We start from the raw sequence: 13936 nt of genomic DNA on the forward strand, positions 1-13936 counted from the left end.
TGGTTAGCATCGAATCTAGAGACCCGACCACGCATAAGCGAACTATCTTCCATGCGAAAACAGAGACCGGATGTTGCTTAATCCCAGTCAAGGCGCCCACCGAAAACCGGTAGGGAAACGACGGCTTCGGTCGGAAGCGCAGTCCCTGCGCTTAGCCCATAGAGCACATTCTCTAACCTGCCAACTCGCAGCACATCCCGTTCGGTCGGATAGTGGCGTAGAAGTCGGTTAGCTTGCTCCCTCAACGACTCGTGAACAGTGGGATCAGCGAAAACCTGCTCCAGAAATTTCCGTGTTTCAACCACGGCGAGACTGCGTTCGTATGGCAGGGTCATTTCCCCTCCAAATTATTCATGCCAATTTGATGGCTGCCCCATTTCGAAACATGGGGCCCGCGCTGTGAAACGATTTCGTAGCTTTCTGTACCGGCTGCTCCATCAGGCGAGCAAAGATCCGTTTTTGGCCCCGCATATCGTGATGATCCGCAGATTACACAATCGTAAGGATTCGAACAGCTTGCTGTCAGCCTCGTAACGCTAGCCTAGACACATTCCCAGACATGAGGTGACCCCAATGAAAAACCTGTTTCGAGCACTTATTCCCCTAGCTTTCATCGTCGTGTCTCCGGCGCTCATTGCCGAAGACGGAAGTGATTATGCTTTAAATAAAGCGCCGTCTGCCCGAGCGCCCCAGATGATCCAAAGTTCATCGCAGCCACGCCAGCAGCTCAACGACGTCGAGAGGCAACGAACATCCCATGAAAGACGGAATGATGATGGGCATGATGGACAAAGGCATGATGTCCGAGATGCGCGATTTGATGAAAGATTGTCGGGAAATGATGCACAGCATGCAGACTGACAAGGCGGCAGAATAAAGCCGGTACCGCTTGAATGAAACAGGGGCTCCAGACCGGAGCCCCTGTTTCGTCGTCTATGATGATGGTGTCGGCTCTGCTAGCTCAGCACGTGGCTCCTGCTTGTCTCATCACTCTGGCGGAGGAACAGTCATTAACAAGCACGCCGCGTTGAACGCCCCTGAACTCCACATCGCGATCTTCGCTTTCCTGCTGCACTTTGTCTGGGAACTGATGCAGCTTCCCCTGTTTGCGGGCTTCGATGACGTTCATTATTTTACGGTCATTCTACATTGCACCAAAGCCACCGGCGGCGACGTCTTGATCTCGCTTGCAGCTTTCTGGTCAGCTTCTGTGGTCGCAAGGTCGAGGTTCTGGTTTGTTGCGGTGCAACCTCCCGCTCTCATCATTTTCCTTGCGTCCGGACTGCTTATCACGATCGTCTTCGAGCTATTGGCTACCGGCCCCTTGCAACGTTGGGAGTACGCCAAAGCCATGCCCTTGCTCCCTTTCATTGAGGTAGGCTTGTCGGCAGTCGCTCAATGGATCGTATTGCCCCTGGTGCAACTATGGTTCGTACGAAGGCAGGTGCTAGGCGGTTGGCAGCGAAGCTAGAAGCCATGGAGAGCGATGTGACATGAGCGGGCGCTACCGCACTCGAGCAGAGTTCGAAAGCTAATTTGAAAGAAAGGGCGAACGGAATGAGCAGATTGTCGCTGCGTGGAAGAATGGCGCTTCTTTTCGTGATCGTCGTGACGGCAGTCCTGAGCTTGGCCGCTGTCAGCTTCGATTATTTCTGCCGTCTGCACTTTAAGCAACAAGACGCAGCAGTGCTTGAGGGCAAGGTTTCAGCTCTCAAATCAATCCTCACGCGGGGGAGCAGCCTCGAATCTGAAATGGTTTCGGATATCCACCAGTTAGTCGATACCTCATTCGGCTTCGCCGCAGCGATCTTGGCGGGGGATAGAGTCGTGTATTCACATCACAACTTGTCTGAAGAGCTAGCGGCTTCACTCGGTCCCAGGCAGGGCGAGCGATGGCTGCTACAGGTTGGCCCCAACCGCTACAGTGGTATGACTGAACGGATCGAGGGATGGGCTGACGGAGAAGGCGGCACCATTCACCTGGCTATGGATGTCACGCATCGCACCCATTTCTTTGAAATGATCCGGCGGTGGTTTTTCTATACGCTGATTATCAGCGCAGCGCTCAGTGGCGCGCTTGGCTTTGTCTTCATTCGTCGAGGCCTCGAACCGATTTCGAGCCTGTCCCGAACCTCCTCCACCATCACCGCAAATTGTCTAGATACACGGATTTCAACCGAGTCGGTGCCATCTGAACTTCACGAACTAGTGGATAACTTCAACGCCATGCTAGAGCGCCTCGATCAGTCCTTTCTGAGGCTGTCGAACTTCTCAGCTGATATTGCCCACGAGCTACGCACTCCGCTCAACAGCATGCTAACCCAGACAGAAGTCGCTCTTTTGAAGGAAAGAGACGGTGCTGACTACAAAGACGTCTTGTTCTCGACCCTCGAGGAGCTTCGTCGCATGTCGCGAATGGTCGACGACATGCTTTTTCTAGCCAAGGCCGACAACGGCATGATCACTCCCGATTTTGAGGATCACGACCTGAGCGCGATTGCTGCAAGCGTGCTGGAGTATTACGAGTACGCCGCAGATGAGAAAGAGATAAAACTGGCGCTGCATAGCACTGGGAGCACACAGGTGAAGGGGGACAATCTGATGCTCCGCAGAGCGATCTCGAACGTGATGTCCAATGCTGTCCGCTACGGCGAGCCCGGCTCGATCGTCGACATGAGAGTTTCTAACGCTCGCGAGTGGGTGCGCCTTGAAGTGAGCAATCAAGGGCCAACGATCGCGCCAGACCACATCGATAAGCTGTTTGACCGTTTTTACCGTATCGATACGGCCAGGCGAGAGGGCAACACGCTGAACGCCGGGCTCGGCATGGCGATTACGCGCTCAATTGTCGAGGCGCACGAAGGCTCGATTGACTGCCACTCGGCTGATGGTATCACGACCTTCCAAATGAAGTTGCCGATAGCTGTTGGCTGACGTTGGGTAGGTCTGTCTTTGTTCCATGCGGCTCGGCACCCGGGCTGCTGTTCCGCCTGGCGGCGGCGTAATCCCGAGAGTTCGTCGGGCTTGCAACTATGCGCGCCCGACATTAAGGATGCATATGACGAAAACCGATGATTCCTCATTCCAGACCAAGTCGAAGAAGCTCAACCAGCACTGCGTCTGCGCCACCCTTGATAGGCCCAGGGTGCTGCTGAACCTCGCGGACCTGTTGGGCGATGCGCAAGAGCAGCTAGTTTCAAGCCCGACCTGGCACCAGTTCTTTTCAGACGTAGCGGTGTTCGTGCCTGAACGAGACCTGGATTGCATGATGGAGACTGTCCAGGCTTTGGAGACGGCTGCCGCTCTGCCGGGGTTTCGTCAGAAGGTTCTCGGCCGAGCGCCGCAGACTGCGCAGATCAATCCCGGCCCTGTGGGTGCTTTCATGGGCTATGACTTTCATCTAAGCGAAGACGGGCCCCGTCTTATTGAAGTTAACACTAATGCTGGAGGTGCTTTCCTCAATGCCACGCTGGCCCGAGCGCAACTGCAGTGTTGTAGCGGCGCTGCACGGATTGCTTGGTCCGATGATTTTGACCGGCAGGTAATAAGCCAGTTCGAGAGTGAGTGGCTTTTACAGCACGGCAATGGAAAGCCGCGGCGCATAGCCATCGTAGATGACCAGCCTACCGAGCAGTACCTGTATCCTGAGTTTCGCTTGGCCCAGCAACTGTTCCGAAACGCCGGAATCGATGCACTCATCGTGTCGCCTTCGGAACTGAGATCGAGCGCCCGCGCGTTGTATCACAACGATAACAAGATCGACCTGGTCTACAACCGCCTGGTGGACTTCTCTCTGCAAGCTCCGGAACACGCTGTCTTGCGCTCAGCCTGGCTGGATGGGAGCGCTGTTATAACGCCAAACCCGTTTACACATGCCTTGTTCGCCGATAAACGCAACCTGATCGAGTGGTCCGATTTCGACAGCTTGCAAGAGTGGGGCTTGAGCGGTGAGAATATTGAGTTACTTCGCCGCGGTGTCCCGCGCACTGTCTCGGTGAATGCGAGCAACGAGGCGGAGCTTTGGCAACAGCGCAAGAACTGGTTCTTCAAGCCGGTGGCAGGTTATGGCAGCAAGGGTGCCTACCGTGGCAGCAAGCTCACCAAAAACACGTATGCCCAGATCCTTGATAGCGACTATATCGCTCAGACCTTCGTTCCGCCGTCAGAGCGGGTTGTCATGGTCGACGGTGAACGGCAAATGCTCAAGGTGGACGTGCGGCTGTATACCTATCGCGGGAATCTGATACTCGCCGCGGCGCGACTGTATCAAGGCCAGACGACCAACTTTCGCACACCGGGCGGCGGCTTCGCGCCGATTTTGATCAGCGCGAGCTAGCCAAAAACAGGTTTAAGCAAACGCGGAGACCAAGCGTAAGACCGGGACCTAAGCAGGGCCCGTTCCGTCGATAAAATAGCCCATGCCTCGCACGGTATGGATCAACTTGACTGGAAACTCATCGTCAATTTTTGCCCGTAGCCGGCGAATAGCCACCTCAATGATATTGGTGTCGCTATCGAAATTGATGTCCCACACTTTCGAGGCGATCAGCGATTTGGACAACACTTCGCCGCGTCGGCGAAGCAGCAGTTCGAGCAGCATGAATTCCTTGGCAGTCAGATCGATCCGCCGCCCACCGCGCTCCACTCTTCGCTTGAGGAGATCCAATTGCAAATCCTCGATGGTAAGGATCGTCTGAACGGTGCCGCCGTTTCCTCGACGTAGCAGCGACCTGACCCGAGCAAGGAGTTCGGAGAACGCAAATGGTTTAACGAGATAGTCGTCTGCGCCCAGCTCAAGGCCTTTCACTCTATCCTCAACCCGATCTCTGGCAGTGAGAAACAACGCAGGGGTTTCCCCGCCTGCGGTACGCACCTTTTCGAGTACTTGCCAGCCGTCTAGTCCTGGCATCATCACATCGAGCACAAGTAGATCGTACTGTTCACCGAGCGCCTGATGGGCCGCATCCGTCCCGTTGGTAACCAGATCCACGGTGAACCCGGCTTCGGTCAAGCCCTGTTTAAGGTAAATGCCCGTTTTCGGTTCGTCTTCGGCAACTAGAATTTTCACAATTGAGCTCCGAGGCAGTTAGCTCATTGTGCCGATGTCGGAGGGGACATTCCATTGCCTTTCAAGAAGGTAATCCGGCTCAAAGCATAACGGGGCCGGCTGACGGGGCGCGTCCGGGATCTGACCCGAACGCACCAGGCAATTAGCCAGCCATCCGTTCGCATTCATCGGCGCAGGCCATGCAGGCTTCTGCGCAGCGTTGGCAATGGTCAGCTTCATGTTTTTTGCACTCTTCGCCACAGGCCCGGCAGATCTGAGCGCAGAGGCGGCAGATGTCTGCGGCGTACTCGCTGTCTCGAGCCATAAAGTTGGCAGCGAGCTGGCAAATTTCGGCGCAATCCATGTCCAGCTTGATGCACAGAGCCATCATTTTCACATCGTCTTCGCCTAGGCACGCAGCCGAACATGTCTGGCAAACGATCGCGCAGTTGCTACAGGCCTGGATGCAGGATTGAAATTTGGCATTCATCATTGGTGTTCTCCACAGGTGAAAGTAGGTTCGTGCGGCCTGACTAACCAGGCCACACGTTTGTCGACCCCTGTGGCGGCGAAGAAGTTTGCGCCGTACGTCTAGCTGACAGAAATGTAATTTTTCGATCAGCGTAGTGACATGTTTGATTTGATATTGTCTACGCGAGACTGCTGTTCTGACGGGCCGACGGTCCGGTTTGTATCTCTGCTACGTTGTACTCCTTCTTAGAGATCCGCGCCCGCTGGGCGCTTTTTTTTACGGCTCCCTCACCCTCGACACGAAGCTGACATAAATGTAATCACACGCCCGTTAGCGATGTGGCACATTTCAGCTCATCGCTTCGCTAAGCCGCGAGTAACCTGATTTTCGAGCAGGGGGCACCAAGCCATGCAATACAAGACGTCGAGACGAACCTTTGTGAAGGGATTAGTCGCAACAGGACTGTTCGGGGGCCTTGGGCTGTGGAGATCTCCAGTCTGGGCATTGACCAGTCCCGGCCAGCCAACCGTCCTTGCCGGAACCGAATTCGACCTGGTCATTGGCGAAACGCCTGTGAACATCACGGGCAACCCGCGGACTGCGCTCACCATCAATGGGACGATTCCTGGCCCTTTGCTGCGCTGGCGGGAGGGCGATACGGTCACCTTGCGGGTGGCCAATCGGCTCCAAGAAGACACATCCATTCATTGGCATGGAATCATTCTCCCAGCGAATATGGATGGCGTCCCAGGCCTGAGCTTCCATGGCATCGCTCCGGACGGAATGTACGAGTATAAATTTCAAGTAAACCAGCACGGCACCTACTGGTACCACAGTCATTCAGGTTTTCAGGAACAGGCCGGGGTTTATGGTCCGTTGGTCATCGACGCTAAAGAACCAGAGCCATTTGAGTACGACCGCGACTACGTCGTCATGCTGACAGACTGGACGGACGAGAGCTCGGACGAAATCATGGCCAAGCTGAAAAAGCAGTCCGATTATTACAACTTCCATCAGCGTACCGTCGCTGACTTCATTCGAGATGCCAAGCAGGACGGGCTGGGCGCGACGCTCGCCGACCGCAAGATGTGGGCGCAGATGAAGATGAGCCCAACAGACCTGGCTGATGTGAGTGGCTACACCTACACCTATCTCATGAATGGCCTAGCGCCGAACGGCAACTGGACGGGATTGTTCAAGCCCGGCGAGAAGCTTCGTCTGCGCTTTATTAACGGTTCGGCCATGAGCTACTTCGACGTTCGTATTCCAGGGCTAAAGATGACTGTGGTGGCCGCAGACGGGCTCCACGTCGAGCCGGTTAGCGTTGACGAATTTCGCATCGCGGTGGCCGAGACTTATGACGTAATCGTCGAGCCTGAGCAGGAACAGGCGTACACCATCTTCGCTCAGTCGATGGATCGCACGGGGTTCGCTCGTGGCACCCTAGCCGTTCGCGAGGGCTTGAGCGCACCCGTTCCCGAGACAGATCCCAGGCCTGAATTAAGCATGCAGGACATGGGAATGGATCACGGAAGTATGGCCGGGATGAGTCATGACTCTAACCAGCCGATGTCTGACATGGACCATGCCCAGATGGGGCACGGCTCGATGGACCACGGTCAGATGGGAGCAATGGATCATGGGGCCATGGGTGCAATGCAGCAGCATCCCGCCACCGAAGAGGGAAATCCTCTGGTCGATATGCAGACCATGACGCCGACGCCAAGGTTGGATGACCCGGGGCTTGGGTTACGCGACAACGGCCGACGTACTTTGACTTATGGCGACCTGAGAAGCGCCTTCCCCGATCCGGACGGGCGCGAGCCGAGCAGAACCATCGAACTGCATCTTACCGGTCATATGGAACGGTTCTCGTGGTCGTTCGATGGCGTCGAGTTTTCCGATGCAGAGCCGCTGCGTCTTACTTACGGTGAGCGAGTCCGCATTACTCTGGTCAACGACACGATGATGACCCACCCGATCCACTTGCATGGAATGTGGAGTGACCTGGAAGACGAAAACGGCGACTTCCTTGTACGCAAACACACGATCGACATGCCACCGGGCTCCAGGCGCAGTTATCGCGTCACGGCCGATGCATTGGGCCGCTGGGCCTATCATTGTCATCTGCTGTTCCATATGGAAATGGGCATGTTCCGTGAAGTCCGTGTTGATGAACGAGCCTGAGGAGTCGCAGCGATGACGGTTTGCAAATACCAGAAACTTACCGGCCGCGCATTCATGGCGGCTTTGCTGAGCGTGGCCTCCCCAATCAGCGTGCTCGCAGCCGAAGGACATACGGGACATCAGGGTGCCTCTCCTTCGGTTGAGCGAAGCGAACAGTCCCCCAGCATGAGCCACAGCCAGCACGGATCGAGCAAAGCGGGGCAAGGTTCGATGCAGCACGGCGATATGGATCACGGCCAGATGGACCACGGTTCGATGCAGAACGGTGATATGGATCACAGCCAGATGGACCACGGTTCGATGCAGAACGGTGATATGGATCATAGCCAGATGGACCACGGTTCGATGCAGCACGGCGATATGGATCACAGCCAGATGGACCACGGTTCGATGCAGCACGGCGATATGGACCACAGCCAGATGGACCACGGTTCGATGCAGAACGGTGATATGGATCATAGCCAGATGGACCACGGTTCGATGCAGCACGGCGATATGGATCACAGCCAGATGGACCACGGTTCGATGCAGCACGGCGATATGGACCCCAGCTACGGTGAGCCAATACAAAGCAACACGCATGGCGTTCACGACGTAAATGAAATTGCCCAGCCATCATTTATTCCGGCCTTGACTGATGCTGACCGCGCTGCTGCATTTCCGGCCATTCAAGGCCACACGGTCCACGACAAGATGCCTTACGCTTTCCTTCTGTTCGATCAGCTTGAGTATCAGGATGCTGATGCAGGCAGTGCGCTGGCGTGGGAGCTTGGCGGATGGTGGGGAGGAGACGTTGACCGAATCTGGTTGCGCTCCGAGGGCGAGCGTACCAACGGCGTCACAGAAGAAGCCGAGGTGCACGTGTTGGCGGGACATGCTATCGGTCCCTGGTGGGAGCTAGTCGCCGGCGTCAGGCAGGACTTCAAACCGGGCTCACCCCAAACCTGGGCGGCGGTTGGTGTGCAAGGAATGGCATTGTACGGCTTGGAAGTTGAAGCCACCGCTTACCTGGGCGAAGCCGGTCAAACGGCTGCTCGGCTGGAAGCAGAATATGACGTTCTGCTGACAAACCGTCTGGTTTTGCAGTCAGTGGCGGAGCTGAATTTTCAGGGCAAGGATGATGCCAGGAGAGGCACTGGCTCTGGCTTAAGCGAGGCCGAAGTCGGCTTGCGCCTCCGCTATGAGATTGTTCGTGAGTTCGCACCCTATGTCGGCGTTAGCTGGGGTAGAAGCTATGGGCAAACAGCTGACTTTGCCCGAGAGGAAGGCGAAGAAATCGAGTCGGCGCGCTTCGTCGCTGGCATCAGGATGTGGTTTTAGGATCGAACAATGAAAAAGATAGTGGGCACGTTAGTGGTGGCGTTAGCAGTGTTCGCGAGCGCTGTCGCCGGAGCTGTGTATTTTGGCGTGGTTAGTGTAGCGGCGGACGAGCCGCACGCAGAGATTGTGCATGGTTTTCTTGAGGCGGCTCGGAACCGGTCCATAGCGGTTCGCGCGGAGTCGATCGAAGTTCCCAATCTCGAAGGTGCCGATAAGGTGCAGGCAGGCTCGGGTAACTACGATGCGATGTGTGTCAGTTGCCATCTCAAGCCAGGACAGACCGCGTCGGAGCTTAGCAAGGGGCTGTATCCGTCTCCGCCCAACTTGACTCAGACCGGAGTCAGTGGGGACCCCGCGAGAACATTTTGGGTCATCAAACATGGCATCAAGGCTTCCGGCATGCCCGCCTGGGGACGAAGCATGGAAGATCGGTACATCTGGGAAATGGTGGCATTTTTGGGCGAGTTACCGTCCCTGAGCGCTGAGGAGTACCGGAAGTTAGTTGCCGCCAGTGGAGGCCACTCGCATGGTGGAGGCGAAACCGCACCACACGGTGATCATCATAGCGGCGAACAAGGAGCGGATGGCCACGCAGAGGACCATCACGGCGCGGCTGAAGGCGGTCAGCCTTCCCAAATGCAGCCGAATACACACATCCATGCCGATGGCAAGGAACATTTACATGAGCATTAAGCCCAGCAAAGCCTGGTCAGCGATACCTCCCCTGTTCTTCGCAGCCATCCATGCTTACGCGTCGTCTCCACAGCTTACCGTCGAGGTCCACCGAGACGCCAATTGTGGCTGTTGCAAGAGTTGGATCTCGTACATGGAGTCGAAGGGCTTTGAAGTGATCGACCGAGTCGAGCAAGACATGATCAAGGTCAAGAGCGATCTGCAGGTACCCCGTCACCTCGCTTCATGTCATACAGCCACCCTCAACGGCCGGTTTATCGAAGGCCATGTTCCGGCTGCGCAAGTCATCGAGCTATCGAAGCGCTCCGACCTGGCAGGTATCGCTGTCCCTGGCATGCCGGCGGGATCGCCGGGAATGGAAGTACCCGGCATTGCGCACCCGTACGAAGTCATTGGAGTGAGTGTTGGAGAAGAAAAGGTCATAGCCACCTACCCGTGAGCCGATCCCGCAGGCGTCGATCTGGTTTTTCGGACAGATGCGTTAGCGATACACGTTTTTCCACGACCACCCGTCGCGTTCCAGTAAGGCGGTCATTATTTCACGCCGCCTGCTGCCCGATTTCATGGCTTTAGCTAGATTGAGTGTGATTCCTTGTCTAGCTAGCGGAGCGAGGTCGGGGGTGGGTGCACTACTCGACGGCCTCATGGTGGACATGAAGCCACTCTCGACCATTTTCACGTACTGATCGAGCGTTTCCCGCAGCATATGCAAGGCGAGCTGTCGCTCATGCGATCCTGAGGTCTCAGCGCCGAGAAGCAGATGACAAGTTTCGTCTAGCCGGACGATAGCCGGAATGACAGCCATTTCCGGATCGCTCGCATGGAAATAATGGATGACCGGAAACGAGTGATGATTGGTGATGTGCTCTATCAACATCTCGTTCAGGTTCGCTACGTGCGAATAAAACGGATCAAACGTTTCGCCCGTCCAGCTGTTGATGAGGATGTCTTGTGGGGTCGGCCCCATGGAGTTGACATAGAAGCTGAGCTTATTTTGCACAGTCACCGCGGACAGTACCTGCACAAAATAGGTAATGGCGGTCGTGATGAATGCGAGACCGGCGAAAGCCGCGATGTCTGTCAACAGTCGCCAAACATCTGCAGACGCTTTGTAGTCACCCACGCCAAGTGTGGCGACCGTAAAGCCGGCGTAATACAGCTTCTCAAGCGGTGTGGTCGGCGACTCGGTGCTGCTTGAGACAACCGACCCGGTGTCCGCCATTAACAGCAGGAAGAACCCCAGCCAAAGCCCAATGATCCAGACTCCCAAATTAGAAACCAGCATGCTCGGCCCGGCATATTCGAGCAGTTTTGAACCACCTCTTTTCTTCGCTGCCGCAAAGAAAGGAGTCCATACCAGCCAGATCGTTGCTGAAGATAGACTGCCGGCTCCGCGCGTGGAAAAAACCGTTTTGATGATATCTGCAATAACCAGGACAGAAAGCACTGCACCGGCTCCCAGGAATAAGTAGTTCATCTCACCTTCTCGGTTGTCCAGGCGGAGTCCACCTCCACCTCAACGGCGAAGTTTGGCTCCGATTTGAGTATTCATGGTCGGGCTCGCCCCGCACGTACGCTACCCAGAGCTTTTCATGATGTGTGAATACTTCAGTCCGGCCACAAAGACCACGCCGCCAAAGGCGTTGCCTATCACTGACCAGAGCAAGAAAACAAAGTAACTGGCTGAGTCCTCGACTTCTCCCGAAAACACACCCATCAAAATCTCCACGGTGCCGGCAACCGAATGGTGCATGCCGCCCAGGCCAATGAGCATGGTCGCCAGCCACACACATGCAATCTGGCTTATCGTGTCGCGGCAAGCGGTGACTAACCATGCGAGTAATCCCATCAGCCAGCCGGCCGTCACACCGCTAACCAGCATGACCCACCAGGGCTTGGCAAGCAGCCGATGCGCAATGTCACCGAAAACCCCTTGATCAACTACGCCAAGTGCCGGGCCTAACACGGCCGCCATCGCTGAGAAAACCGCTGCGCCGAGTACGTTCGCAGCCAGCACAATGCTCCATAGGCGTAGCAACGCCCCTGCGCCTGCCCGACGTGATAGAACCGGCTGGATAGCTGAAGCGGTTTGTTCAGTAAACAGGGCCGAGTAACCAACCACGACGAAGATAAAGCCGATCGAATAGAGATTCGCGTTGATGAAGGTTATCGCAGCGGTTGGTAAGACGCCTTCAAACAAAGTTGAATTGATGGCCATCGCAAACGGGCCAAACCCGACATCAAGCCCTGCGGTGACTCCGGACATGAACAGCGCGATAGCTGGCCGTCTGAGCTCCTCCTCGGCGCGACAAGTTTGTTGCTCGAGGATGGTGTGGTAGTTCTTCTGCGCCTCTTCGCGCGGATAATCCAGTCTCAGTGAACGGTGACCGCCTTCACTCGGCTTCGTTGTTTCCCGTCGCTGCTCGCTGTCTTACAGGCCCACTTCTTTACCGTTACGTAGCCGAAATCGAAAAACGGCCCGGTTTAGGCCTCTTTTTGCTAGATAGCAATGAGCCAGAGAAGTTCAGGCCGAAAGAATATTACATTTCTGTAAGCTTGGCCGCGAACGTGAAACCTCATGGTGCCTGCCGGGTCAGCTTTGTAGTAAGCCGGCCCTGACGTCCAACCAGCACAATGAGGGGAAACATGATGCCTGGGAAATTTAGCCAAGTCGCAGCAGGTGCAGTGATCGGGCTCGGCCTGATTATCTTGGTAGCGCTTATGGTTGGGCTCGGAGTTGCTTATACAGGGGCCTATAACGTCGCTGCGACCCAGGATCACTAACCTATCGTGCGCTGGGCTCTCGAAACGACCATGAGGAATTCGGTCGCTGACAGAGCAGACGACATCGAAGCCCCTCCCCTTACTGACGTTATGGTTGCTGCCGGGGCGAAACGCTACAAGGCAATGTGCCAGCACTGCCACGGCGGACCTGGTGTGGAGAAAAGCGAGTGGGCCAAAGGCATGTTGCCACAGCCGCCGCATCTTCCAGAGGTAGCCTCGGAGTGGAAGGCAAACGAAGTGTATTGGTTAGCGAAACACGGAGTGCGGATGAGCGGGATGCCGGCCTTCGGGCCAACCCATAGCGACGACCAGCTATGGGAAATCGCGGCATTTGTCAAACGCTTGCCCGGCATGACACAGGACACTTATGCCAGCTTTGAAAACTCACCAGGACACGGTAACTGAAGGAAAAACTCTATGAGCATGTCTTATTGGCGTTTCGCAGCAATGGTCGCCACCTCAACGATCATCATGTATGGCGTGATGTACCTCAATACCTACGCGTTTGAACACGTGTTATGGAGCGAAACCCGAGCCTGGATGGCGCTTGTTATGGGTGCTGTCATGGCAGTGGTAATGCTTAGCTTCATGCTCAACATGTACCAGAAAAAGCCGATCAATATTGGCATCTTCGCCGGCAGTGCTTTGCTATTCGTCGCTGCGCTATGGCTAGTCCGCAGCCAGGCCACGATCGGGGACGCAGAGTATATGAAAGCGATGATACCGCACCACTCGATTGCGATCATGACAAGTAAGCGCGCACAGATTTCCGACCCTCGCGTGCGCAAGCTCGCCGACGAGATCATCGATGCGCAACGCCGGGAAATCTCAGAGATGAAATATCTCATTCGCGACTTGGAGAGGGCCGACTGATGCTGATCCGATCACAGCACCCCACTCGCCACGCACTGCTATCGTCACTGGCATTTGCTACTGCCGTCCTCGCTGGGTGCGGCGACCCCGCACCTGGAGAGGGTATGGAAAATTCAATGATGCAAAAGCCATCGCCCGAGCTGGTTAGCGCCCAGGAAGCTATCAACAACCCTGATATTCCTGCTATCGACCCTCAGACAATGCAGGGAGCCGAGATCGTTAAGGTCTTGGGGAGTGTTCCGCAGTGTGTATTTCGGTATACCGCAGAAAGCCCTCCCATACTTGCGATCAGTCAATCCAATCAAGACGCAGGATCCCAGGCCGTGGCCAAAATTCACGGCCGCTTGGTGCAGCTGACGTCCGACCAAAAGCCAAGCTATGAAAGCTTACAACAGGGCCTTTTGTTCGCAGCGGATGGAATGACGATGCGTGTGGTGTCGGAAGAACTGGAAAAACCCGAATCAGGAAAACAAGTCACGGCGGAACTGCATTTCTCGCTCCAGCAAGGATTAAACGTAGGCTATCTAGGCTGGTATGAGTGCGACGCACCTTGATAGACG

Annotated in this window: 16 protein-coding genes; 10 read left to right on the forward strand and 6 right to left on the reverse strand. The window is 55.6% G+C overall.

Features of this window, described 5'->3' with window-relative positions; all coding sequences use genetic code 11:
- Positions 1 to 77: 77 nt before the first annotated feature.
- Entirely contained in the window at positions 78 to 335 is a 258-nt protein-coding gene (locus tag KEM63_RS17000) for a BPSL0761 family protein (RefSeq protein ID WP_150302011.1), read from the reverse strand.
- Between the two features lie 644 nt (positions 336 to 979).
- Between KEM63_RS17000 and KEM63_RS12290 the strand changes: the two genes are divergently transcribed.
- From KEM63_RS12290 to KEM63_RS12300, 3 genes are all read left to right on the forward strand, one after another.
- Positions 980 to 1471, forward strand: coding sequence for a hypothetical protein (locus KEM63_RS12290; RefSeq protein ID WP_223652045.1), 492 nt, complete (start codon positions 980 to 982; stop codon positions 1469 to 1471).
- A gap of 86 nt (positions 1472 to 1557) precedes the next feature.
- A complete protein-coding gene (locus KEM63_RS12295; protein ID WP_223652046.1) occupies positions 1558 to 2934 on the forward strand; it encodes a heavy metal sensor histidine kinase in 1377 nt (458 codons plus the stop codon).
- Between the two features lie 124 nt (positions 2935 to 3058).
- Positions 3059 to 4336 carry a hypothetical protein gene (locus tag KEM63_RS12300; RefSeq protein WP_223652048.1) on the forward strand — a complete coding sequence of 426 codons (1278 nt, stop codon included), beginning with the start codon at positions 3059 to 3061 and terminating at the stop codon, positions 4334 to 4336.
- Positions 4337 to 4384: 48 nt separating this feature from the next.
- Here KEM63_RS12300 and KEM63_RS12305 read toward each other — a convergent pair whose 3' ends face one another.
- Genes KEM63_RS12305 through KEM63_RS12315 form a run of 3 tightly spaced genes read right to left on the reverse strand, consistent with a single transcriptional unit; the run spans position 4385 to position 5540 of the window.
- A complete protein-coding gene (locus tag KEM63_RS12305; protein ID WP_223652050.1) occupies positions 4385 to 5068 on the reverse strand; it encodes a heavy metal response regulator transcription factor in 684 nt (227 codons plus the stop codon).
- A gap of 18 nt (positions 5069 to 5086) precedes the next feature.
- Positions 5087 to 5287: a hypothetical protein gene (locus KEM63_RS12310; protein ID WP_223655919.1), complete on the reverse strand. Its 201-nt coding sequence runs from the start codon at positions 5285 to 5287 to the stop codon at positions 5087 to 5089.
- Complete coding sequence (locus tag KEM63_RS12315; RefSeq protein WP_223652052.1) at positions 5211 to 5540, reverse strand: four-helix bundle copper-binding protein; 330 nt, start codon at positions 5538 to 5540, stop codon at positions 5211 to 5213. The genes KEM63_RS12310 and KEM63_RS12315 overlap by 77 nt, the downstream gene beginning before the upstream one ends.
- 387 nt (positions 5541 to 5927) lie before the next feature.
- Between KEM63_RS12315 and KEM63_RS12320 the strand changes: the two genes are divergently transcribed.
- From KEM63_RS12320 to KEM63_RS12335, 4 genes are all read left to right on the forward strand, one after another.
- Positions 5928 to 7706 carry a copper resistance system multicopper oxidase gene (locus tag KEM63_RS12320; protein WP_223652054.1) on the forward strand — a complete coding sequence of 593 codons (1779 nt, stop codon included), beginning with the start codon at positions 5928 to 5930 and terminating at the stop codon, positions 7704 to 7706.
- Between the two features lie 210 nt (positions 7707 to 7916).
- Entirely contained in the window at positions 7917 to 9026 is a 1110-nt protein-coding gene (locus KEM63_RS12325) for a copper resistance protein B (protein WP_267461161.1), read from the forward strand.
- A gap of 9 nt (positions 9027 to 9035) precedes the next feature.
- Entirely contained in the window at positions 9036 to 9719 is a 684-nt protein-coding gene (locus tag KEM63_RS12330) for a c-type cytochrome (RefSeq protein ID WP_223652055.1), read from the forward strand.
- Positions 9709 to 10158 carry a DUF411 domain-containing protein gene (locus tag KEM63_RS12335; protein WP_223652056.1) on the forward strand — a complete coding sequence of 150 codons (450 nt, stop codon included), beginning with the start codon at positions 9709 to 9711 and terminating at the stop codon, positions 10156 to 10158. Before KEM63_RS12330 ends, KEM63_RS12335 begins: the two co-directional genes overlap by 11 nt.
- Before the next feature lie 42 nt (positions 10159 to 10200).
- On the opposite strand, the gene KEM63_RS12340 is transcribed toward KEM63_RS12335, so the two are convergent.
- Both KEM63_RS12340 and KEM63_RS12345 read right to left on the reverse strand, forming a co-directional pair.
- On the reverse strand, positions 10201 to 11196 hold the full coding sequence (locus KEM63_RS12340) for a potassium channel family protein (protein WP_223652057.1): 996 nt from the start codon (positions 11194 to 11196) through the stop codon (positions 10201 to 10203).
- Positions 11197 to 11295: 99 nt separating this feature from the next.
- Positions 11296 to 12096 carry a formate/nitrite transporter family protein gene (locus KEM63_RS12345; protein ID WP_341481931.1) on the reverse strand — a complete coding sequence of 267 codons (801 nt, stop codon included), beginning with the start codon at positions 12094 to 12096 and terminating at the stop codon, positions 11296 to 11298.
- Positions 12097 to 12533: 437 nt separating this feature from the next.
- Here KEM63_RS12345 and KEM63_RS12350 point away from each other — a divergent pair, with 437 nt between their 5' ends.
- From KEM63_RS12350 to KEM63_RS12360, 3 genes are all read left to right on the forward strand, one after another.
- Positions 12534 to 12908, forward strand: a complete 375-nt coding sequence (locus tag KEM63_RS12350; RefSeq protein ID WP_223652058.1) for a c-type cytochrome — start codon at positions 12534 to 12536, stop codon at positions 12906 to 12908.
- Positions 12909 to 12920: 12 nt separating this feature from the next.
- Positions 12921 to 13376, forward strand: coding sequence for a DUF305 domain-containing protein (locus KEM63_RS12355; protein WP_150302001.1), 456 nt, complete (start codon positions 12921 to 12923; stop codon positions 13374 to 13376).
- Positions 13377 to 13480: 104 nt separating this feature from the next.
- On the forward strand, positions 13481 to 13930 hold the full coding sequence (locus tag KEM63_RS12360; RefSeq protein WP_150302000.1) for a hypothetical protein: 450 nt from the start codon (positions 13481 to 13483) through the stop codon (positions 13928 to 13930).
- Positions 13931 to 13936: the final 6 nt, after the last annotated feature.

This window comes from Halopseudomonas nanhaiensis, assembly GCF_020025155.1.
In the GTDB taxonomy this organism is placed as follows: domain Bacteria; phylum Pseudomonadota; class Gammaproteobacteria; order Pseudomonadales; family Pseudomonadaceae; genus Halopseudomonas; species Halopseudomonas nanhaiensis.

Coding starts and splice junctions, on each gene's coding strand:
- KEM63_RS17000 (WP_150302011.1), bottom strand. CDS start 335: ATGACCCTGCCATACGAACGCAGTCTCGCCGTGGTTGAAACACGGAAA.
- KEM63_RS12295 (WP_223652046.1), top strand. CDS start 1,558: ATGAGCAGATTGTCGCTGCGTGGAAGAATGGCGCTTCTTTTCGTGATC.
- KEM63_RS12300 (WP_223652048.1), top strand. CDS start 3,059: ATGACGAAAACCGATGATTCCTCATTCCAGACCAAGTCGAAGAAGCTC.
- KEM63_RS12310 (WP_223655919.1), bottom strand. CDS start 5,287: ATGAAGCTGACCATTGCCAACGCTGCGCAGAAGCCTGCATGGCCTGCG.
- KEM63_RS12315 (WP_223652052.1), bottom strand. CDS start 5,540: ATGATGAATGCCAAATTTCAATCCTGCATCCAGGCCTGTAGCAACTGC.
- KEM63_RS12320 (WP_223652054.1), top strand. CDS start 5,928: ATGCAATACAAGACGTCGAGACGAACCTTTGTGAAGGGATTAGTCGCA.
- KEM63_RS12325 (WP_267461161.1), top strand. CDS start 7,917: ATGCAGCACGGCGATATGGATCACGGCCAGATGGACCACGGTTCGATG.
- KEM63_RS12330 (WP_223652055.1), top strand. CDS start 9,036: ATGAAAAAGATAGTGGGCACGTTAGTGGTGGCGTTAGCAGTGTTCGCG.
- KEM63_RS12335 (WP_223652056.1), top strand. CDS start 9,709: ATGAGCATTAAGCCCAGCAAAGCCTGGTCAGCGATACCTCCCCTGTTC.
- KEM63_RS12340 (WP_223652057.1), bottom strand. CDS start 11,196: ATGAACTACTTATTCCTGGGAGCCGGTGCAGTGCTTTCTGTCCTGGTT.
- KEM63_RS12350 (WP_223652058.1), top strand. CDS start 12,534: ATGAGGAATTCGGTCGCTGACAGAGCAGACGACATCGAAGCCCCTCCC.
- KEM63_RS12355 (WP_150302001.1), top strand. CDS start 12,921: ATGAGCATGTCTTATTGGCGTTTCGCAGCAATGGTCGCCACCTCAACG.
- KEM63_RS12360 (WP_150302000.1), top strand. CDS start 13,481: ATGGAAAATTCAATGATGCAAAAGCCATCGCCCGAGCTGGTTAGCGCC.